Here is a 19,117-nt window from a genome sequence, read left to right as displayed (position 1 = left end):
GGGCACAGGGAGGCATTCGATGGCCACCACCACCGCGGAGACCCGGGCGGACACGGCGCCCACGAGCCTGCAACTGCCGGGTCTCGTGCTGGGCGTGGGGCTGGGCGGATTCGTCGACGGCATCCTGCTGCACCAACTTCTGCAGTGGCACCACATGCTCACCAGCACCAACGACGACCGCATCGGCGTGCGGTACTACGACCCCCATACGGTCTCCGGCCTGCGGATGAACACGGTGTGGGACGGCGTCTTCCACGTCGTCTGCTGGCTTGCCGTGCTGCTGGGCCTGGCCCTCCTGTACTCGCGTGTCACCCATCACCGGCGCCGGGTGTGGACCTCCCGGGCGCTGTGGGGCTGGATGCTGGCCGGCTGGGGACTGTTCAACCTCGTCGAAGGGCTTCTCGACCACCAGATCCTCGGCATCCACCACGTCCACGGCGGCCCCTACCGGCTCTGGTGGGACATGGGTTTCCTCTTCCTGGGCCTGCTCCTGCTCATCGGCGGCTACCTGGTCCAGCGCAGTGGTCCGGCCTTCGATCCGTACGCCGTTGCCGACGGCCGAAAAGCCCGGACCCGGACCCGGAGCGAATGATGCGTCACGACATGCCCCTCCACGGCCACGCCGCCCCGGGAGGACCGGCGGGGGCGCTGCTGCCCGCGCTCGGACTGCTGCTCGCCGCGGTCGCCTACCTGCTCCTGGCCCACCGGGCCCGCCGGCGCAATCCGGCCCAGGGGTGGCGGCGACGGCGGGCGGTGAGCTTCCTGTCCGGCCTCGCCCTGCTGGCCGTAGCCCTCCTCCCGCCTCTGGCGCCCTTCGCCCACGCCGACTTCCGCGGCCATATGGCGCAGCACCTGCTCATCGGCATGTACGCACCCCTGGCCCTCGTCCTTGCCGCCCCCGTGACCCTCCTGCTGCGCGTCCTGCCCGCTCAGCGCGCCCGGCAGCTGACCATGGTGCTGCACACGCGCCCCGCCCGGGTGCTCGCTCACCCGGTCGTCGCGTTGCCGCTCTCCACCGGAAGCCTTGCGGTGCTGTACTTCACGCCCCTGTACAACGCGACCATGGGCATCCCGGCCGGGCACTGGCTGTTGCACGCGCACTTCCTGCTGTCCGGCTGCCTGTTCGCCCACGCCGTTGCCGGGCCGGACCCCGCGCCCGCACGTCCCGGAGTGCGGGCCCGCCTCGTCTGCCTCGGCGTCGCGATCGCGGCGCACGCGGTGATCTCCCAGCTGATGTACGGCGGCTTCCTGGTCGACATTCACGCTCCTGTCGACCAGGTCCGAGGCGGCGCGGAAATCATGTACTACGGCGGTGATCTCGCCGAACTCCTCTTGGCCGTTGCCCTCGTCGCCACCTGGCGGCCCGCGCCCCGGCCCCGCACCACTGCCACGGAGCCGGTTCCGCCCGCCGGGACGTCCCTCCCGGCGGGCGGAGCATCCTAAGCGGCCGCTTACGATGGCCTCGGTCCGTGAGTTGGTCGCGGACCGTCATGTGAGTGTCACCCGCACCGTCGGCACCATCCGCATCAACAGCGCCGCCCGGCGCACCCAGACCCCAGGAGCACCACCCGTGAGCGTCGAAACCCTGCAGACCACCACCGTTCCGTACGACGAACTGGTCCCCGTCACCGTCCACTTCGACGACCTCGACGCACTCGGCATGCTCCACAACTCCCGCTACCCGCTGCTGGCCGAGCGCGCCTGGGCGGAGTACTGGCACGGCCGTGGCTTCGGCTTCGACGGCGACTGGGCCGCCGCGGGCGATATGTGCAACGTCATCAAGGAGATGCAGGTCTCCTACGAGCGCCCCCTCACCCGTCCCGGCCGCTATGCGGCACACCTCTGGGTCGCCCGCCTCGGCCGCACCGGCCTCACCTACGGCTTCCGGATCTGCTCGGCCGACGGCAGCGAGACCTACGCCCACGGCCACCGGGTGCTGGTCCGCGTCGATGCGCAGACGCTGCGCCCCACCCCCTGGTCCGACCGCGCCCGGGGCATCGCGGCGCAGCTGCTCCGGCCGGAGGAGTCGGACGCGGGCGCCGAGCCGGACGCGGCCTGACCTGTCGGCGGTCCGGAGCGACCAGGCTCACGACCGCAGCTGTCGGTGATCCGGAGCCGCGGGGCTCACGGCCGCAGCCCTCTCCGGCCCGGGGCTGGAAGCCGTTCGCAGCGGGCGGCGGCCCGCCCGGCTCACGACCGCCGCCCGCTCCGGTCCGGAGCAAATAGCTCACGACCGTTCCAGGTCGCCGGTCATCGCGCGGGTGCTGCCGGATGCCGTACGGCTGGGTGCCCGCAGGACCCGCGCGCCCAGCACCAGCCCGCACGCCAGCGCCGTCACCAGCATGAACGACGCCGTCAGCGAGGTCGCCTGGGCGATACCGCCGATCGCGGACGGGGCGATCAGCCCGGAGGCGTAGGTGATCGTGGCGACACCCGCGATCGCCTGGCTGGGCGCGGGACCGCTGCGCCCGGCGGCCGCGAAGGCCAGCGGGACCACGACCGCGATCCCGAGGCCCATCAGGCCGAACCCGCCCATGGCCATGGCCGGATGCCGGGCCGCGACGATCAGCAGTCCGCCCGCCGCGGCCAGCACCCCGCCGGCCCGCACCGTGCGCACCGGGCCGAAGCGGGCCACCACCTTGTCCCCGGCCAGCCGGGCGGCGGCCATGGTGCAGGCGAAGGCGGTGGTCGACGCGGCCGCCAGGCCCGCATCGGTGCCCAGTGCGTCGCGGAGGTAGACCGCCGACCAGTCCAGGCCGGCGCCCTCCGCGAAGACCGCGCAGAACCCTATGGCCCCGATGAGCAGCGCCGACCTCGGCGGCAGCGCGAAGCGCGGCGGCGGATGCTCCTCGGGGGCGCTGCGCAGGTCCAGTACCCCCTGGCAGGCGAGCGCACCGAGCAGGGTGAGGACGAGCGCCGCGCCGGCCAGATGGAGCCGGGCGTCCCACCCGGCGTGTGCGGCCACGGTGCCGGCCGCCGAGCCGAGCAGGGCGCCCGCACTCCACATGCCGTGCAGCCCCGACATGATCGGTTTGCCGAGCCGGTCCTCGGTCTCCACCCCCAGCGCGTTCATCGCGACGTCCGACATCCCGGCGGCCGCGCCGTACAGCAGCAATGCCGGGCACAGGGTGTACAGACCGGGGGAGAGGGCGGGCAGGAGCAGCGACAGGGTCCACAGGGCGAGCAGGCCGCGCAGCGCGGTGCGGGCGCCGAAGCGGTGGCTGATCCGGCCGGCCAGCGGCATCGCCAGGGACGCACCGATCGCGGGGAAGGCGAGCGCCAGGCCGAGCCGGCCCGGGGAGATGCCGGTGTGGTCCTGGATCCAGGGGATGCGGGTCGCGAAGTTGCCGGTGACCGAGCCGTGGACGAGGAACACCAGGGCCACGGAGCGGCGCGCGCGACGGAGCGCATCGTGGGGGAGCGGGGTGACGTCGTGGGGGACACCGGTGCCGACCATGACACGTAAATTATCAGGAACCCTGCCTGATAATAAGGGTGTTGACCCGACCGGAGGGAAGACCCACGTCATGCACGCACCGCGCGCGGCCGCGGCCGGCCGCACCGCCTCCCCGGCCACCGCACGGTTGATCAACGACCGTCTGGCTCTGCAACTCCTTCAGTCCGAAGGTGCCTTGACAGCAGGTCAGCTCACCACGCTGACCGGCCTGTCCCGGCCGACCGTGGCGGATCTCGTCGAACGCCTGCGGACGGCCGGGCTGATCGCCGTGGTCGGCGAGAGCGGCGCACAGCGGCGCGGCCCCAATGCCCGGCTCTACGGGATCGTCGCCGACCGGGCCCATCTCGTCGGCCTCGATCTGCGGACGTACGGTGTCACCGTCGCGGTCGCGGACCTCCTCGGCGAGGTACGCGACGAGCGCACCGCCCCCGTCGGCGCCGACGACACGCCCGAGGCGGCCGTGGCCACCGCCCTCGCCCTCGTGGACCAGGCGCTCGCCGCGGCGGGCGCACACCACCCCCACACCATCGCCGTCGGCGCCCCCGGCCTGGTCGACCCCGCGACCGGGCGGCTCGGCGGCACCGACTGGATCCCGTCCTGGCATGCCGCCCTGGTCGACGCGCTGCCCACACGGCGTGCCGTCTCCGTCCTGCTGGAGAACGAGGTCAATCTCGCCGCCGTCGCCGAGCAGCGGGACGGGGCGGCCCGCGACCGCGACACCTTCGTCCTGCTCTGGCTCGGCCACGGCACCGGCGCCGCGGTCGTCCTGGACGGCACGCTGCGGCGGGGCGCCTCGGGCGGCACCGGCGAGATCGGCTTTCTGCCGGTCCCCGGCACCGCCGCGCTGCCCTCGGCGAGCGGCTGCGACGGCGGCTTCCACTCCCTGGCGGGCTCCGCCGCGATCTGCGCCCTCGCCGCGGAACACGGCCTGCTGCCGACCGGAACCGGACCCGGGACCGGGACCGCGCCCAAGGTGGTGCCTGCACCCTCGTCCGACGCCGACGCCCCGCCTTCCGAAGCCGAAGAAGCCGACGCGGACGCCCCGTCCGCCGAAGCCGTCGTACGCGGCGCCGTGTCCGCCGTGTCCACCCCGTCCGCCGCCTCCGCCGACGCCGCGGCCTTCCTGGACGCGCTGGCCGCCCGGATCGCCCTCGGAGTGGCGGCGGTGTGCGCCGTGCTCGACCCCGGGTGTGTCGTCCTCGGCGGGGAGACCGGCCGGGGCGGCGGCCAGGAGCTGGCCGGGCGGGTCGCCGGGCAGCTGGCCCGGCTCTCCCCGCTCCGCACCGACGTCCGCGCGGGGACGGTCGGGGGGCGGGCGGTGCTGCGCGGCGCCGTCCTCGCCGCGCGCGAGGCCGCACAGAACGAGCTGTTCACGTCAGCGGGGTGAGCCGCTGAGGTCCCTGTGTGTACGCCAACCGCCGTGCCTCCGTGGCGCGTTGCCCTCGCCGCCGGCAGGAGCTGGCCGCCCCGGGCGGCGGGTCATCGACGGGCCCCGGCCTCCGTACGCTCCGCGAGGAATGCGGCGTAGGTCCGCAGACCGTCGGCGTGCTCCGGGGTGAGGTTGCCGCCGCGGCGCAGTGCCGCGGCGGACGCGCCGGGCAGCCACAGCGGCATCAGCAGCCGGCGCCGCCCACCCGCTTCCAGCGTGGCCCGTACGAGATCGCGGGCGTCCAGCACCTCGGGACCACCCATGTCGGTGACCCGTCCGGCCGGTTCGCCGACCGCCAACTCGGCCAGCCGGGCGGCGACTTCCTGCACCTCGATCGGCTGCACCCGTACGCCCGTCGGCACCGGGAGCACCGGTGACCGGGCGCCCGCCTTGATCACGTCGAGCACGAGGTCATGGAACTGCGTCGTCCGCAGCACCGTCCAGCCGATACCGGAGTCCTCGATCAGGCGCTCCACGGCGAGCTTGGTGCGGTAGTAGCCGATCGGAACCCGGTCCACGCCGACGATCGAGATGTACACCAGGTGCGCCACGCCCGCCGCCCTCGCCGCCGCGATGAGCCGCCCGGCTGCCTCCGCGTCCCCGCCCGCCGGTGACGAGGCGCAGTGCACGATCGCGTCCACGCCGCTCACCGCCTCGGGCAGGCCGGTGCCGTCCCGCAGGTCGACCGCGTACGAACGCGGGCGCGGGTGTGCCGTGCCGGTGTGCGGCCGGCGGCTCAGTGACCGGACGTCATGGCCGTCGTCGAGCAGCCGGCCGACCAGGGCCCGCCCGAGTGTGCCCGTGCCGCCGGTCACCAGAATTGTCGCCATCGCGGATCAGTCCTTGGGGGAGAAGGGGTGCGTACTCCTCCGCTATGACGAATCACCCGCGCCGTCTGTGACAGGCGGCGCGCCGGGTGCTGTGAGGCAGCCCACAGCGCTTCGCCCGCATGGGCGACTACCGGCCGTGGCAGACTGAAGCTGTACTGACATAAGAAGCAGCAGCGCACTCCGGGGTCGGTGTAATTCCGAACCGGCGGTAACAGTCCGCGACCCGTCCGCAGCCAGCGGCCGGTTGAGCAGGTGAAATTCCTGCACCGACGGTGAAAGTCCGGATGGGAGGCAGTGCGCGGCGGGCCAGCTTCGGTACACCGCCGTCGGCGGCGCGTCCGGATTTTTTCCGGACGGGTTCTCCTTTCCGGCCGGTGTTCCCCGTGGCGTTGTTCCGCTTTCTGTCGTCCAGACAGCCCCGGAGTCCGTGCCCTGAGAGGCAGGAGGACCCGGTGGCCACCGCAGCCCCCGTCGAGACAGCGGCGATGCGCCGAGCCATCGAGCTCGCCGCGCGCGGTCTCGGGCACACCAGCCCTAATCCGGTCGTCGGCTGCGTCATCCTGGACTCCGCCGGCCGCACGGTGGGCGAGGGCTGGCACCAGCGGGCCGGCGGGCCGCACGCCGAGATCCATGCCCTGCGTGCCGCGGGCGAGCGGGCACGGGGCGGCACCGCACTGGTCACCCTCGAACCCTGCAACCACACCGGCCGCACCGGCCCCTGCGCCCGGGCGCTGACCGACGCCGGGATATCCCGCGTCGTCTACGCCGTCTCCGACCCCAATCCGACGGCCACCGGCGGCGCCGTCACCCTGGCCGCCGCCGGTATCGACGTCGAGGGCGGACTGCTCGCCGACGAGGCCGCCGCCGGCAACGAGGCCTGGCTGACCTCGGTGCTGCGCCGCCGCCCGTTCGTCCTGTGGAAGTACGCCGCCACCCTCGACGGCCGGATCGCCGCCGCCGACGGCACCAGCCGCTGGATCTCCTCGCCCCAGTCGCGCGCCGATGTGCACCGGCTGCGGGCCGCCGCGGACGCCGTCATCGTGGGCTCCGGCACCGCCCGCGCCGACGACCCGCAGCTCGGCGCCCGGATCGGCGGGCTCGCCGACGACGAGATCAGCCAGCCGCTGCGGGTCGTCGTCGACTCCGGCGCCACCGCCGTCAAAGCCGGCGCCCGCGTCCTGGACGGCACCGCCCCCACCCTCATCGCGGTCGCCGAGGACGCCGACGCCGGCCCCCTCGAAGGCCTCGCCCCGCTCCTGCGGCTCCCCCGCGCCGCAGCGGGACGCGGACTGTCCATCCCCGCACTGCTCCAGGCCCTGTACGAGCGCGAGGTGCGCTCCGTCCTGCTCGAAGGCGGCCCCACGCTCGCCGGGGCCTTCCTCGCCGCCCAGGCCGTCGACAAGGTCGTCGGCTATCTCGCCCCGGTGCTGCTCGGCGCCGGACCGGCGGCCGTCGGCGACGCCGGAATCACCACCATCGCCCAGGCGTTGCGGCTCGACGTGACCGACACCGAACGGCTCGGACCCGACCTGCGCATCACCGCCACTCCCATCCGCCACGCCCTCCCCGAGGAGAACTGAAGTGTTCACCGGAATCGTCGAAGAACTGGGTGAGGTCGTCGCCGTCGACAACCTCGGTGACGCCTCCCGCTTCCGGCTGCGCGGCCCCGTCGTCACCGAGGACGCCAAGCACGGCGACTCGATCGCCGTCAACGGCGTCTGTCTGACCGTCGTGGACACCGCCGACGGTGAATTCACCGCCGACGTGATGGCCGAGACCCTGAACCGCTCCAGCCTCGGCGCGCTGGCCGCCGGTTCGCGGGTCAACCTGGAGCGTCCGATGGCGCTCGGCGGACGGCTGGGCGGACACCTCGTCCAGGGGCACGTCGACGGCACCGGCACCCTTGTCGACCGCACCCCCGCCGAGCACTGGGAGATCGTCAAGATCGCGCTGCCGGCCGGGCTGTCCCGTTATGTCGTCGAAAAGGGCTCCATCACGGTCGACGGCGTCAGCCTGACCGTGGTCGAGGCCGGGGACGACTTCTTCACCATCAGCCTCATCCCCACCACCCTCGCCCTGACCACCCTGGGCATCAAGAAGCCCGGTGACCCGGTCAACCTCGAGGTCGACGTCCTCGCCAAGTACGTCGAACGGCTGCTCGGCCGGGGCAGCGGCGACCTCAAGGATCTCGACGAGCTCAAGGAGATGGACCGGTGAGCGCCCTCGACTCGCTGAACGGCGTGGCGTTCACCGCCTTCGGACAGCACGTCATCTGGTCGGACATGATCGGCAACACCATCGGTCTGGCCGCCCTGGCACTCGGCTGGCGGCGCTCCATCTGGACCTGGCCCGCCCAGTTCCTCTCCGGCGTGATCCTCGTCGCCGCCTATTCCTCCGCCCACCTCAGCGGCGGCGTCGGCAAGCAACTTCTGGTCATCGGCGTGGCGTTGTGGGGCTGGCGGCAGTGGCAGCGCGGCCGGCAGCAGGCGCAGGACGGCTCCATCGCCGTACGCTTCGCCGGCTGGCGCGAGCGCGGTCTGCTGCTGGGTGGCACCGCCCTGGGCACCGCGGCCGTCGGCACCCTGTTCACCCTGATCCCGCAGCTGTCCTGGAACCCCTGGCCGGACGCCTACATCTTCGTCGGCACGCTCGCCGCGATGGTCGCCCAGGCCCGCGGACTGGTCGAGTTCTGGTGCGCCTGGCTGCTGGTCGACCTCGTCGGCGTCCCGCTCGCCTTCAGCAGCGGCCTCGCCTTCTCCGGCCTCGTCTACGTCGTCTATCTCGCCCTCGTCGTGTGGGGCATGCGCGACTGGTGGCTGCGCTCGCGCGCCGCCGGCCGCACCGTCCTGGAAGGAGCAGCGGCATGACCGCCCTCAAGAGCTGGTATGACACCGAGAACGCCGACGACGAGGCTTCCCTGGCGCTCGACCCCGTCGAGCAGGCCATCGCCGACATCGCCGCCGGCCGCCCCGTGGTCGTCGTGGACGACGAGGACCGCGAGAACGAGGGCGACCTCGTGGTCGCCGCGGAGAAGGCCACCCCCGAGATCGTCGCGTTCATGATGAGCGAGTGCCGCGGTCTGATCTGCGCCCCCATGGAGGGCACGGAGCTGGACCGGCTGGAACTCCCGCAGATGGTCCAGCACAACACCGAGTCGATGCGGACCGCCTTCACCGTCTCCGTCGACGCCACCGCCGCGCACGGCGTGACCACCGGCATCTCCGCCGCCGACCGCGCCACCACCCTGCGGCTGCTGGCTTCCGGCGAGTCGGTCGCCGGCGACTTCGTCCGGCCCGGCCACATCTTCCCGCTGCGTGCCCGGCCCGGCGGGGTGCTGGTCCGCAACGGCCACACCGAGGCCGGTGTCGACCTCGCCCGGCTGGCCGGACTGCGCCCGGCCGCCGCGATCGTGGAGATCGCGGGCGAGGACGGCACGATGCTGCGGCTGCCGGAACTGGTGCCGTTCGCCCGTAAGCACGGACTGTCGATCATCTCCATCGAGGACCTGATCGCCTACCGGCAGTCGTCCGAGCCCACCGTCCGCCGCGAGGCCACCACCCGGCTGCCCACCGCACACGGCGAGTTCACCGCGTACGGCTACCGCTCCACCGTCGACGGCGTCGAGCACATCGCGCTGGTCGCGGGCGAGCTCGGCGACGGCGAGGACGTCCTGGTCAGGGTGCACTCCGAGTGCCTGACCGGGGACATCTTCCACTCGCTGCGCTGCGACTGCGGACCGCAGCTGGCGGCCTCGCTGCAGCGGATCAACGAAGCCGGCCGAGGCGTGGTGATCTACCTCCGCGGCCACGAGGGACGCGGCATCGGACTGCTGTCCAAGCTGCGCGCCTACGAACTCCAGGAGCGCGGCCGCGACACCCTGGACGCCAACCTCGAACTGGGCCTGCCCGCCGATTCCCGCGACTACGCCGCGGGCGCGCAGATGCTCCAGGACCTCGGGGTGCGCTCGCTGCGCCTGATGACGAACAACCCCGAGAAGACCGCCGCCCTGGTGCGGTACGGCCTGCAGGTCACCGGCCGGGAGCCGATGCCTGTCAAGGCCGGTGAGCACAATCTGCGGTATTTGCGGACCAAGCGGGACCGGATGGGGCACGACCTGCCCTGGCTGGACCCCGCTGCCACCACGGGGGCGGCCGGAGCGCCGGGCGCCGCACCCCCTGCCGCCACCACCTGCGACAACCAGTAGCCACCCGGCATCACGCCACCACCCGGCACCACCCCTGAGACAGCACCACCACCCGTAATACCAGCACCGGCACCACCACCCGTAAGAGGAGAACCGTGAGCGGCAAGGGCGCACCCGAACTGACCGTGAAGAACTGTGGCGACCTGCGGGTGGCCGTCATCGCGGCGCAATGGCACGAGCAGGTCATGAACGGCCTGGTGGACGGCGCACTGCGCGCCCTGACCGAACTCGGCATCGACGAGCCCACCCTGCTGCGGGTGCCCGGAGCCTTCGAGCTTCCGGTCGTCGCCAAGGTGCTGGCCGGCCGCGGCTATGACGCGGTGGTCGCCCTCGGCGTGGTCATCAAGGGCGGCACCCCGCACTTCGACTACGTCTGCCAGGGCGTCACCCAGGGCCTGACCCAGGTGTCGGTGGACACCGGCGTACCGGTCGGCTTCGGCGTGCTGACCTGCGACACCGAGCAGCAGGCGCTCGACCGCGCGGGCCTCGAAGGATCCACCGAGGACAAGGGCCACGAGGCGGTCACCGCCGCCGTCGCCACCGCCGCGACGCTGCGGACCGTGTCCGAGCCCTGGCGCTAGGAGCGGGGGCCGACCGCGTAGGGTGGTCACCATCATGTCCAAGAAGACGTTCGAGGAGCTCTTCGCCGAGCTCCAGCAGAAGGCCGCCACGGGCGACCCCGCCACCTCCCGTACCGCCGAGCTGGTACAGGCCGGTGTCCATACGATCGGCAAGAAGGTCGTCGAGGAGGCCGCCGAGGTGTGGATGGCCGCCGAGTACGAGTCCGACGAGGCCGCCGCCGAGGAGATCTCCCAGCTCCTCTACCACCTCCAGGTCATGATGGTCGCCAGGGGCATCTCCCTCGACGACGTCTACGCCCACCTCTGATCCACCACCCGCACCCTCCGCAACACCCCTCAGTGCAAAGGAATTCGCTCTCATGCTGCGCATCGCTGTCCCCAACAAGGGTTCACTGTCCGAGCCTGCGTCGGCGATGCTCCATGAGGCCGGATACCGCCAGCGCAAGGACCGCAGGGAACTGGTCCTGGTCGACGTCGAGAACGAGGTCGAGTTCTTCTTCCTGCGCCCGCGCGACATCGCGGTCTACGTCGGCTCCGGCAAGCTCGACATCGGCATCACCGGCCGTGACCTGCTGCTGGACTCCGGCTCGCCGGCCGAGGAAATCCTCCAGCTCGGCTTCGCCGGCTCGACGTTCCGCTACGCCACCCGTCCGGGTACCGCCAAGGACGTCAGCGAGTTCGGCGGCATGACGATCGCCACCTCGTTCTCCGGCCTGGTCCGCCGGCACCTCCTCGACAACGGCGTGGACGCCTCCGTCGTCCACCTCGACGGAGCCGTGGAGACCGCCATCCAGCTCGGCGTCGCCGAGATCATCGCGGACGTCGTGGAGACCGGCACCACCCTGCGCAACGCCGGACTGGAGATCATCGGCGAGCCGATCCTCAAGTCCGAGGCCGTGGTCATCCGTGGCACCGGCGCGCCGGACGACGACCCGAAGGTGCGCCAGTTCCTGCGCCGCATGCAGGGCGTCCTGGTGGCCCGCCGGTACGTGATGATGGACTACGACATCCGGGTCGAGCACGTCGAGAAGGCCGTCGGCCTCACCCCGGGCCTGGAGTCGCCGACCGTCTCCCCGCTGCACCACGAGGGCTGGGTCGCGGTCCGCTCGATGGTCCCGTCCCAGGACGCCCAGCGCATCATGGACGAGCTCTACGACCTCGGCGCCCGCGCGATCCTGACCACCGGTATCCACGCCTGCCGGCTCTGAACCGCGGCCGGCCCCGGCCCCGGCGCCTCCTGCCCCCCGTACGCACCGCCGCCTCCACCACGGAAGACCCGACGACGTGTCCGCGCCCCTGCCCAGCCTCCCGGTGACGTTCCGGCCGACCCGCACCCGGGTCGTCCTGTACGCCGTCGGCATCGCCCAGCTCGCCGCCCTCACCGTGATCGCGCTGCTGCTGCCGAAGCTGACCGGCGGCGAGCGGCTGAGCTTCGTCATCACCGGGCTGCTGGTGCTCGCCGTCCTCCTGCTGCTCAGCCGCCCCAAGGTGGTGGCGCGGCAGGAGGGCGTCACGGTGGTCAACCTCACCACCAAGCGCGACCTGGCATGGGCCCAGATCCTGCGCGTCAACCTCCGCGAGGGCGACCCCTGGGTCCACCTCGACCTCGCCGACGGCACCAGCCTGCCCGCCATGGGCATCCAGCCCGGCATCGGCAGGGACCAGGCCATCCGGGATGCCCGTGCGCTGCGCGATCTCACCGAGAAGCACGGTGCCGTCGACCACACGGCCGGTTGAGCCTGCCCTAATCAGGGTCCCGCTGTTTACTCTGTTCTCCGGGGCGCACCCTGCGCCCTGCCCCTCAGGGGACCAACACCGACCCGAGGAGTGACTCCCTCCGGCAATGGACGGATCGTCCTGTAGTACCTGCGCCGCCCCTCCCCAACCCCCGCACACCACGGAGGCGGCGGCATGACCGGCCCCTTGCTGCTGCTCGCCGCGGCACTCGTCCTGATCCTGGCCAACGGTTTCTTCGTCGCTGCCGAGTTCGGACTCGTCACCGTCGAGAAGGCGGACGCCGAACGGGCCGTGGCCGACGGCGACCGCCGCGCCCCCACCGTGGTCTCCGCCCTGCGGGAACTCTCCTTCCAGCTGTCCGGCACCCAACTGGGCATCACGATCACCTCCTTGGTGGTCGGTATGCTCGCCGAGCCCGCGCTGGCCGAGCTGCTGTCCGGCCCGCTGGCCGCCACCGGCCTGCCCAAGGGCGCGGTGCCCGGCACCGCCGTGGTCGTCGGCATGCTGCTGGCCTCCGCGGTCCAGATGGTCGTCGGCGAGCTGGTGCCGAAGAACTGGGCGGTCTCCAAGCCGCTGCCCGTCGCCCGGGTGGTCGCCGGCCCCCAGCGCGCCTTCTCCCGCTTCTTCCGCCCGGTGATCACCCTGCTGAACACCGTCGCCAACCGCCTGGTGCGCGCCCTGGGCGTGGAGCCGACCGACGAGCTGGCCTCCGCCCGTACCCCGGGCGAACTGGTCTCGCTCGCCCGGCACTCCGCCCGCGCGGGCGCCCTGGAGCAGGACACCGCCGACCTGTTCGTCCGCACTCTCTCGCTGGGCGATCTGACCGCCGAGAACGTCATGACGCCGCGCGTTCGGGTGAGTGCCCTGCAGGCCTCCGCGACCGCCGAGGACGTGGTGAACCTGACCCGTGCCACCGGACTCTCCCGCTTCCCCGTCTACCACACCCGCCTCGACGAGGTCGTCGGCATGGTGCACCTCAAGGACGCGCTGGCCGTCCCGGCGCACGACCGGCTGCGCATCCCGGCGAGCCGGATCGCGGTGCCGCCGCTGCTGGTGCCCGAGACCCTGCCGGTGCAGCCGCTGCTGGAGCGGCTGCGCAGCGAACAGCCGATAGCGGTGGTCGTCGACGAGTACGGCGGCACGGCCGGTGTGGTCACCCTGGAGGACATCATCGAAGAGCTCGTCGGCGAGGTCCGCGACGAGCACGACGGCGTGGACCTGCCCGAACTGGGCCAGGCCCCGCCCGAGGAGGGCCGCCCCGCGTGGGACGCGGACGGCGGCTGCCGGGTCGACACCCTGCGCAAGATCGGCCTGGAGGCCCCGGAAGGACCGTACGAGACGGTGGCAGGACTGGTGGCGCACATACTCGGCCGGATCCCGGCCCCCGGCGACATCGCGGAACTCGACGGCTGGCGGCTGCGGGTACGGCTGGTGTCGCACCACCGCGCCGAGCGGATAAGGATCGTCCGGACCGCCACCGTCACGGTCCCGGCCGCACCCGAGGCACCCCGTGAGCCCGTCGTGGCGGTCGCGGAGGTGGCCCGATGACCCTGGTCCAGTTGCTCTTCGCGGTCCTGCTCGTCCTCGCCAACGGATTCTTCGTCGGCGCCGAGTTCGCCCTGGTCTCGGTACGCCGCAGCCAGATCGAACCGCTGGCGACCGAGGGCTCCTCCCGGGCCCGGCAGGTGCTGCACGGCCTGGAGAACCTGCCGCAGATGATGGCCGCCGCCCAGTTCGGCATCACCGTCTGCTCCCTGACGCTCGGTGCGGTCGCCGAGCCCACCGTCGCCCACCTCCTGGAACCGGTCTTCGAGGCGGTCCACCTGCCCGCGGCATTGGTCCACCCGCTCGGCTACGTCATCGCCCTGGCGCTGGTGGTCTTCCTCCACCTCGTCATCGGCGAGATGGTCCCCAAGAACCTGGCGATGGCGGCCCCCGAGAAGACCGCCCTGTGGTTCAGCCCGGGCCTCGTCGCCTTCGCGCGGCTGTGCCGCCCGGTCACCGCGCTGCTCGGTGCCTGCGCCCACGGGGTGCTGCGGCTCTTCCGTGTGGAGCCGAAGGACGAGGTGGAGGCGGTCTTCACCTCTGAGCAGCTGAACCATCTGGTCGAGGACTCGGTCCAGGCCGGTCTGCTCGACCCGGCCGAGCAGGAACAGCTCTCCGACGTGCTGGAACTGGGCAGCCGGCCCGTCACCGACGTCCTCCTGGACCGGGCGGCGCTGGTCACCGTCGAACCGACGGTGACGCCCCGCCAGGTGGAGGAGCTGACCGTACGCACCGGCTACTCCCGCTTCCCGGTGTGTGCGCCCGGCGGCGCGTACATGGGCTACCTGCACGTCAAGGACGTCCTGGACCTGGAGGAACGCGACCGCGCTGTGCCCCAGCGCATCTGGCATCCGATGACGACGCTGCGCGCCGAGCTGCCTTTGGACGACGCCCTCACGGCGATGCGCCGGGCCGCCTCCCACCTGGCGGCGGTCGCCGACGCGACCGGCCGGGTGCTCGGCCTGGTCGCGCTGGAGGACGTCCTGGAGATGCTGGTCGGCGAGGTCCGCGACCCGGCCCACCACCGTGCCCCCGCCGCCCGTGGCCACCGTGCCCGGGCCGCGGGCGACCGCGCTCCGGGCGACCGGGTCAGCGAGCCCCGTGAGGAGGCACCGCTGCCGGCCGAGGGCCGGGCCATGGCGCGCTGAGGGACCCACAGGAGACGCGCGGCCCCTCAGCCGCTCCGCGCGCGGAGCGGCTGAGGAGCAGGCCGCTAACGGTGGCTGACGGCGGAAGCCCTCGCGACGGCAGCGTCGTTGGCCTTCTTCACCTCGTTCAGCGCTTTCTGGTTCTTCTTGATGGCCGATTCCTGAAGGGTCACCTCGGCGTCGAACCAGGTCTGTTGCACATGATTCTGGTCGCGGCAGGAAATATCAGCCTTTGCCGTTTCCTTTTCCTCACTGGACACGTGATACGGGTCGGCGAAGCGGACATCGTCGTTGGCGTCCATGGGCTTCTTGTAGGTGTAGCCCTTTTCCGCCATGCACGCCGACCACTTGGCGAACGCCTCCACCACGGCAGGGTCCTTCATGGAACCTTCGAAGGAATCGCCGCTGATCTGCTGGACCAGGCCGGCCCGCTGAGCGGCGGGAGCCGGACCGTCAGCCTTCTCGACGCACCCCTTCAAGGCCGCCTCGTCGCCCCCGGCGGCGTCGACCGCGCCGTCCTCGGCCGCCCGGTCATAGGCTTCTTGTTCTCCCGCAGCCGGCTTGTAGCCCCGCGCCGCCGCGAGGGCGGCGTCGTGGATGCCGTAGCGCCAGTCGACCAGGCTCTTGCCGCCCAAGGCGGGCAAGTCCGGCGCAGGCGTCCACTCTTCGTGGCCCGCTTCCTTCATGCACGCATCGATGAGGCTGTCTCTGGCCCCTGCGAGGAGATGCTTTTGCTTTTCGGTCGGCATATACGCCTCGATCGGCAGATGCCACTGTGCGGGATTGTCTCCCGACGCCCGGCCGGACAGCGCGGACGGCTGACCCGCGGCACTCGCGGACATCTCGTCATTCTGAGATGCCGAACGCATGAAGGCCGCGCCGCCGACGGCTAAGGCCCCAACTGTCGCAGCGGAGACCAGCGGAACAATGATGCGAGGCTTCATCCTCTTGCCATCCATTCTGTTTCTCGCCCCTGTCTCGTGCCTCATCAGGTCCACTGGAAGGAAGCGTTCTGGTTGTACACGTGCGGGAATCGATCAATGTACTGATACGGCCCCATCACATCCTGAGCACCCTTGTAGCCGCTGTTGTAGTAGACACGTGCCAGGTACTTGTAATGCGAATTCTCGCCCGATGCCGCATTGTTCTTGATGCCTTTTCCGGAACCGGAACCGGAGTTGCAGAAGCGGAGGGGAGAGGCGGCGCCGACGACCCCGTCCGGAACATCCGCAAAGTTGTACACCGAGTAACCGATATTCCTCCAGGCTCCCCCCTGTGCCGTGTTGTGGTAGATGTGGAACTTGAACTTCGACTGACTGGGGCGTTTGCACGCCTCCGCGCTGTAAAGGTTATCCGTATCGTCGTGCGCGACCGCTGCGACAGCGGGGCTGGAGAGCACCAGCGCAGTCGCCAATCCGGCCAGTGCGGCAATTCTTCGCATGTAGTCCCCCAACGCTTGACTGAACTTGAGTTGCTTGAGATCCCGCCCGGATGTGATGCACCGGCATTCCGTCCATGGAATCGCTGACGGTGCGGCGGAGTTCCGGCCGTGTCGATGCCGAGCAGACCGAATCCGCCACGCCCGGTCTTCTGCGGCCTACCGCACACAAATATTCGCAGCGAGCCGCGCCGCAGATTCCGGCGTGGTACCGGCATTCCGGGGCGCGGAGGAAGCGGAGCGGTAGAACAAGATCAGCAGAAGCCGGCCAGTGGCCCGGTCTTCTGGATCACGGTGCGGCGGACTGGCGACATCCGGGGCCAGGCACCGCACCGGCCCGACGGCAGTAACAATAGCCCCATGCTGCGCAGTCCGGGAGCATATTTCATCGCCCCGCAGGACTGGTGGCCGATTCCCATTGATAGTGGCGAGGGCGCGTACCGACGCTGTTCCCACGTCCCATCTGTGCCGAATTCCGTAAGGAACAGGGGATGCACGGCCCCGGGGCGGGAGACCATTCCCGCGGAATGGCCGATTCTCCCCAGGCGTGACGTCCGGTCTCCTCGATCCGTACGGAGAGATGCGAAGCGGAAGGGCAGGTCATCAGTTCCGCTCAGCGGTAGCCGGTTCATGTCCGCACGAAGGCTTCGGCTTTCCTCCACCAGGGCCGCGAGCGTCACGTGCTGTGCACCCGGACGCCCATGCCGCGCCGCTGTGCATTCCACTCTGCGGGGCATGCGTCGGCCGGCGCGCATTCCGTCCGAACGAAAGCGGAGAGCACGATCTAAGGCTGGAGTATCAGAGATCCAGCCCCTTCGGCGGCGGTCCCTGGACGTCCGGGCCGCGGCCGGAAAGGACCTCGCCGTAGGCCTGCATCAGGTCGGGCAGCCGGAGGGTGGCGAGGTCGTCGCGGGTGGGGGTGCCGTGCCAGGTGGAGAGTCGCAGGTCGCGGTAGGCGCAGCTCTTCTCGTAAAGGGTGCGCAGAAAGCGGCCGTTGCCCAGTTCGTCGATCCAGCCCTGGTCGACGACATGACCGCTGATGCTGCACAGCTCGTCGCGGGACTCCTCGTCCCAGCGGTCGCCGTTCTCGGCGGCCAGCACCTCGCCGATCGCGGTCAGCTCCAGCGGCCGGTAGCTGGGGAAGTCGACCCGGCTGGTGAAGCGGGACGACAGGCCGGGGTTGGCGGCCAGCAGCCGGTCCATGCCCTCCGGGTAACCGGCCAGGATGACGACGAGCCGGTCGCGGTTGTCCTCGGCGCGCTTGAGCAGCACCTGCAGCGCCTCGTCGCCGTAGGCATCGCCCTTGCTGTAGCCGGAGTTGGACAGGCTGTACGCCTCGTCGACGAACAGCACGCCGCCCAGCGCCGAGTCGATCAGCTCATTGGCCTTGACGGCGGTCTGGCCGAGGAATTCGCCGACGAGGTCGGACCGCTGGGCCTCCACGAGATGGTCCCCGCCCAGCAGCCCCAGGGCGTAGAAGACCCGCCCGAGTATCCGCGCCACGGTCGTCTTGCCGGTGCCGGAGGGGCCGGAGAAGACGAAGTGCCGTTTCGGCGGCTGCACCGGCAGCCCCTGGCTCGCGCGCAGCCGGGCCATGCGCAGCTGCGCCGACAGTGCGCGCACCTGCCGTTTGACCGGCTCCATGCCGACCATCCGCTCCAGCTCCGCCAGGGCCTTCTCCAGCAGCACCGGATCGGCCGGCCCCGCGGGCAGCCGCTCGGCGCCGCGCGGCACCGGCGCCGCCGCCTTGATCCGGGCCGCGGCATCGCCTGCGGCCGGGATGCCACCGATCTCCCCGTCCGGCCCCTCCGGCCCGTTCGCCTCACCGCCCACCAGCAGCTCACGGCCGTCGACCGGATCGAGCGGGGCCAGATCGCCGCCGGCCTCCTGGCCGAGGCCGGCCGCGGAGACCGCCGCGAGATCGGCGCCCTCGTCCAGCCCGTCCCCCTCCGCGATGGCGGCGAGCCGCGCCGCGGTGTCCATGAACGCCGGGTCGACGCGGTGCACCGCGCGGTAGAGGGGCAGCGCCGCGGCGCTGCGGCCGGTGCCCTCATGGGCGCGGGCGAGCCAGTAGCGCAGCTCCTTGCGCTGCGGCTGCTCGCTGCGGCAGCGCATCAACGCGGCCGACAGCAGCGGCTCGGCCTGGCCGTACATCTCCAGCCGCACCCGCGCCATCCCGCCGAACAGCCCCGCCTCGATGCCCAGCACCGGATCGCCGAGCAACGGCTCGGTATGCCGTACGAGCTGGTCCCAGTCCTTGACGAGATAGGCACGGCAGGCGTGCAGAAAGCGCACCTGGGGATCGGTGTCGACCGGCGGGCAGCCGGCCAGCGCCTGGTCCAGCTCGGCGACATGGCGGCCGTCGAGCCAGTGCGAGGCGTGCGCGAGCAGCAGGTCGCGGCCGGTCTCCAGCACCGGCTGCACCCACCACCCCAGCCAGTACCAGGAGTTGAGGGTGCGTCGGTGGCGGGTGCGCATCTCGCCGAAGCGATCACGGTGCCGGTGCATCCGCAGCAGCGCGATCGAGGTGTCGGCGCGCAGCGCATGCAGGCCCAGCCAGGCGTCGGCCATCGACGGATCGAGTCGTACCGCGGCCCGGAACTCCTCCTCCGCCTGCGGGTAGGCGCCCACGGTGTAGGCGTCGACCGCGCGCAGCCAGGCGAGCTCGGCCGGGGCGGGCGAACCCTGAGCGCCGACATCCATCCCGTCCCCCCACACCACACGTCCCCCAGTACCGCCGGGCGCGTG

General features: G+C 71.7%; 19 protein-coding genes and 1 riboswitch. Of the genes, 14 read left to right on the top strand and 5 right to left on the bottom strand.

What is annotated here, in order from left to right; genetic code table 11:
* The first annotated feature begins 19 nt into the window (after nt 1–19).
* From ABZ851_RS32620 to ABZ851_RS32610, 3 genes are all read left to right on the top strand, one after another.
* Complete coding sequence (locus ABZ851_RS32620) at nt 20–592, top strand: DUF2243 domain-containing protein (protein ID WP_361135349.1); 573 nt, start codon at nt 20–22, stop codon at nt 590–592.
* Nucleotides 593–603: 11 nt separating this feature from the next.
* Nucleotides 604–1,443, top strand: a complete 840-nt coding sequence (locus ABZ851_RS32615) for a cytochrome c oxidase assembly protein (RefSeq protein ID WP_361135346.1) — start codon at nt 604–606, stop codon at nt 1,441–1,443.
* Nucleotides 1,444–1,570: 127 nt separating this feature from the next.
* Nucleotides 1,571–2,059 (top strand): acyl-CoA thioesterase, encoded by a 489-nt coding sequence (locus tag ABZ851_RS32610; protein ID WP_361135343.1) that lies wholly within the window; start codon nt 1,571–1,573, stop codon nt 2,057–2,059.
* Nucleotides 2,060–2,227: 168 nt separating this feature from the next.
* On the opposite strand, the gene ABZ851_RS32605 is transcribed toward ABZ851_RS32610, so the two are convergent.
* On the bottom strand, nt 2,228–3,457 hold the full coding sequence (locus tag ABZ851_RS32605; RefSeq protein WP_361135340.1) for an MFS transporter: 1,230 nt from the start codon (nt 3,455–3,457) through the stop codon (nt 2,228–2,230).
* A 70-nt stretch (nt 3,458–3,527) separates the two neighbouring features.
* Between ABZ851_RS32605 and ABZ851_RS32600 the strand changes: the two genes are divergently transcribed.
* Complete coding sequence (locus tag ABZ851_RS32600; protein WP_361135337.1) at nt 3,528–4,844, top strand: ROK family transcriptional regulator; 1,317 nt, start codon at nt 3,528–3,530, stop codon at nt 4,842–4,844.
* Between the two features lie 92 nt (nt 4,845–4,936).
* On the opposite strand, the gene ABZ851_RS32595 is transcribed toward ABZ851_RS32600, so the two are convergent.
* On the bottom strand, nt 4,937–5,716 hold the full coding sequence (locus tag ABZ851_RS32595; protein WP_361135334.1) for an SDR family oxidoreductase: 780 nt from the start codon (nt 5,714–5,716) through the stop codon (nt 4,937–4,939).
* A gap of 171 nt (nt 5,717–5,887) precedes the next feature.
* Nucleotides 5,888–6,018: riboswitch (FMN riboswitch) on the top strand.
* A 150-nt stretch (nt 6,019–6,168) separates the two neighbouring features.
* On the opposite strand from ABZ851_RS32595, the gene ribD reads away from it, so the two are divergent.
* The 10 genes from ribD to ABZ851_RS32545 all read left to right on the top strand — a co-directional run bounded on the left by ribD (nt 6,169) and on the right by ABZ851_RS32545 (nt 14,931).
* Entirely contained in the window at nt 6,169–7,296 is a 1,128-nt protein-coding gene (ribD, locus tag ABZ851_RS32590; RefSeq protein ID WP_361135331.1) for a bifunctional diaminohydroxyphosphoribosylaminopyrimidine deaminase/5-amino-6-(5-phosphoribosylamino)uracil reductase RibD, read from the top strand.
* 1 nt (nt 7,297) lies between these two features.
* Complete coding sequence (locus tag ABZ851_RS32585) at nt 7,298–7,933, top strand: riboflavin synthase (RefSeq protein WP_361135328.1); 636 nt, start codon at nt 7,298–7,300, stop codon at nt 7,931–7,933.
* Nucleotides 7,930–8,583, top strand: coding sequence for a nicotinamide mononucleotide transporter family protein (locus ABZ851_RS32580; RefSeq protein ID WP_311624368.1), 654 nt, complete (start codon nt 7,930–7,932; stop codon nt 8,581–8,583). Before ABZ851_RS32585 ends, ABZ851_RS32580 begins: the two co-directional genes overlap by 4 nt.
* The gene (locus ABZ851_RS32575; protein WP_361135325.1) at nt 8,580–9,920 is read left to right on the top strand and encodes a bifunctional 3,4-dihydroxy-2-butanone-4-phosphate synthase/GTP cyclohydrolase II; all 1,341 of its coding nucleotides are present in this window, start codon (nt 8,580–8,582) and stop codon (nt 9,918–9,920) included. The genes ABZ851_RS32580 and ABZ851_RS32575 overlap by 4 nt, the downstream gene beginning before the upstream one ends.
* A 95-nt stretch (nt 9,921–10,015) precedes the next feature.
* A complete protein-coding gene (ribH, locus tag ABZ851_RS32570) occupies nt 10,016–10,501 on the top strand; it encodes a 6,7-dimethyl-8-ribityllumazine synthase (protein WP_086720683.1) in 486 nt (161 codons plus the stop codon).
* Between the two features lie 34 nt (nt 10,502–10,535).
* Complete coding sequence (locus ABZ851_RS32565; RefSeq protein ID WP_006607416.1) at nt 10,536–10,808, top strand: phosphoribosyl-ATP diphosphatase; 273 nt, start codon at nt 10,536–10,538, stop codon at nt 10,806–10,808.
* Nucleotides 10,809–10,860: 52 nt separating this feature from the next.
* Entirely contained in the window at nt 10,861–11,709 is an 849-nt protein-coding gene (hisG, locus tag ABZ851_RS32560) for an ATP phosphoribosyltransferase (RefSeq protein WP_361135320.1), read from the top strand.
* A 76-nt stretch (nt 11,710–11,785) separates the two neighbouring features.
* Nucleotides 11,786–12,238, top strand: a complete 453-nt coding sequence (locus ABZ851_RS32555; RefSeq protein ID WP_361135317.1) for a PH domain-containing protein — start codon at nt 11,786–11,788, stop codon at nt 12,236–12,238.
* A gap of 174 nt (nt 12,239–12,412) precedes the next feature.
* A complete protein-coding gene (locus tag ABZ851_RS32550; protein ID WP_336050933.1) occupies nt 12,413–13,786 on the top strand; it encodes a hemolysin family protein in 1,374 nt (457 codons plus the stop codon).
* On the top strand, nt 13,783–14,931 hold the full coding sequence (locus ABZ851_RS32545) for a hemolysin family protein (protein ID WP_361135312.1): 1,149 nt from the start codon (nt 13,783–13,785) through the stop codon (nt 14,929–14,931). The genes ABZ851_RS32550 and ABZ851_RS32545 overlap by 4 nt, the downstream gene beginning before the upstream one ends.
* 65 nt (nt 14,932–14,996) lie before the next feature.
* Here the strand turns inward: ABZ851_RS32545 and ABZ851_RS32540 are convergent, their stop codons facing one another.
* From ABZ851_RS32540 to ABZ851_RS32530, 3 genes are all read right to left on the bottom strand, one after another.
* Nucleotides 14,997–15,875, bottom strand: coding sequence for a hypothetical protein (locus ABZ851_RS32540; protein WP_361135309.1), 879 nt, complete (start codon nt 15,873–15,875; stop codon nt 14,997–14,999).
* A 44-nt stretch (nt 15,876–15,919) separates the two neighbouring features.
* Nucleotides 15,920–16,384: a hypothetical protein gene (locus tag ABZ851_RS32535; protein WP_336051612.1), complete on the bottom strand. Its 465-nt coding sequence runs from the start codon at nt 16,382–16,384 to the stop codon at nt 15,920–15,922.
* A gap of 783 nt (nt 16,385–17,167) precedes the next feature.
* A complete protein-coding gene (locus ABZ851_RS32530; RefSeq protein WP_361135306.1) occupies nt 17,168–19,072 on the bottom strand; it encodes an AAA family ATPase in 1,905 nt (634 codons plus the stop codon).
* Nucleotides 19,073–19,117: the final 45 nt, after the last annotated feature.

This window comes from Streptomyces sp. NPDC047049 (assembly GCF_040643995.1).
Lineage (GTDB): Bacteria > Actinomycetota > Actinomycetes > Streptomycetales > Streptomycetaceae > Streptomyces > Streptomyces mooreae.
The sequence above is the reverse complement of the archived record's forward strand: the minus strand, read 5'-3'. Positions and strand labels throughout refer to the sequence as shown.

What these genes read in the sequence shown, in the direction of transcription:
- ABZ851_RS32620 (WP_361135349.1), top strand. Translation starts at nt 20, where the DNA reads ATGGCCACCACCACCGCGGAGACCCGGGCGGACACGGCGCCCACGAGC.
- ABZ851_RS32550 (WP_336050933.1), top strand. Translation starts at nt 12,413, where the DNA reads ATGACCGGCCCCTTGCTGCTGCTCGCCGCGGCACTCGTCCTGATCCTG.
- ABZ851_RS32565 (WP_006607416.1), top strand. Translation starts at nt 10,536, where the DNA reads ATGTCCAAGAAGACGTTCGAGGAGCTCTTCGCCGAGCTCCAGCAGAAG.
- ABZ851_RS32605 (WP_361135340.1), bottom strand. Translation starts at nt 3,457, where the DNA reads ATGGTCGGCACCGGTGTCCCCCACGACGTCACCCCGCTCCCCCACGAT.
- hisG (WP_361135320.1), top strand. Translation starts at nt 10,861, where the DNA reads ATGCTGCGCATCGCTGTCCCCAACAAGGGTTCACTGTCCGAGCCTGCG.
- ABZ851_RS32545 (WP_361135312.1), top strand. Translation starts at nt 13,783, where the DNA reads ATGACCCTGGTCCAGTTGCTCTTCGCGGTCCTGCTCGTCCTCGCCAAC.
- ABZ851_RS32530 (WP_361135306.1), bottom strand. Translation starts at nt 19,072, where the DNA reads ATGGATGTCGGCGCTCAGGGTTCGCCCGCCCCGGCCGAGCTCGCCTGG.
- ABZ851_RS32615 (WP_361135346.1), top strand. Translation starts at nt 604, where the DNA reads ATGCCCCTCCACGGCCACGCCGCCCCGGGAGGACCGGCGGGGGCGCTG.
- ABZ851_RS32595 (WP_361135334.1), bottom strand. Translation starts at nt 5,716, where the DNA reads ATGGCGACAATTCTGGTGACCGGCGGCACGGGCACACTCGGGCGGGCC.
- ABZ851_RS32600 (WP_361135337.1), top strand. Translation starts at nt 3,528, where the DNA reads ATGCACGCACCGCGCGCGGCCGCGGCCGGCCGCACCGCCTCCCCGGCC.
- ABZ851_RS32575 (WP_361135325.1), top strand. Translation starts at nt 8,580, where the DNA reads ATGACCGCCCTCAAGAGCTGGTATGACACCGAGAACGCCGACGACGAG.
- ABZ851_RS32540 (WP_361135309.1), bottom strand. Translation starts at nt 15,875, where the DNA reads ATGAAGCCTCGCATCATTGTTCCGCTGGTCTCCGCTGCGACAGTTGGG.